The organism is Pseudomonas cichorii (assembly GCF_015471405.1).
GTDB lineage: Bacteria > Pseudomonadota > Gammaproteobacteria > Pseudomonadales > Pseudomonadaceae > Aquipseudomonas > Aquipseudomonas serbiensis.
The window spans coordinates 1-600 of the sequence record NZ_BLVZ01000045.1; the positions used below are offsets into that span (position 1 = coordinate 1).

A 600-nucleotide genomic window follows, 5' to 3' on the forward strand; every position below is an offset into this window, starting at 1 on the left:
TGCTGGCCGGTACGGCGCTGCAACTGATCGTCGAGCGGGTGATCAACGAGAACAAGGGCCTGCTGTTCGGCCAGACCTTGACCCTGAACGGCAAACGCCTGGACAACGCCGGCGGCACCCTGGCCAGCCAGCAGGCCCAGACGCTGACCCTGAGCGGCGCACTGGATAACCGCGCCGGTTTGATCAGCAGTGAAGCGGCGTTGACGGTCAAGGCCGCTTCCCTGGACAACATGCGGGGCACGCTGTCCAGCGCCGGAGCGCTCAAGGTCACCACCGACGGCGAACTGATCAACCAGACCGGCTCGATCACCACCGACGCGGCCCTGACCGTGGTCAGCGCCAGCCTGGACAACCGCGAAAAAGGCAAACTCTCCGGCTTGGGCGCCACCACCGTCACCACCGGTGCCTTCGACAACAGCCAGGGCGGGCAACTGACCAGCAGCGACACCCTGGAACTGATTGCCGGTGAAGTCATCAACCAGAGCGCGGGCCGTATCGCCAGTGCGCTGGCCCTGACCGCCAGCGTCACAAGCCTGGATCAGCAGGGCGGCGAACTGTTCAGCAACACCACCCTGAGCCTGGACCTGAACAACGGCCAGT

1 protein-coding gene is annotated in these 600 nt (G+C 65.3%); it reads left to right on the top strand.

What is annotated here, in order from left to right; genetic code table 11:
• Positions 1-600: hypothetical protein (locus JL015_RS27560; protein WP_201020687.1), on the top strand; the 600-nt coding region annotated here is incomplete at both ends.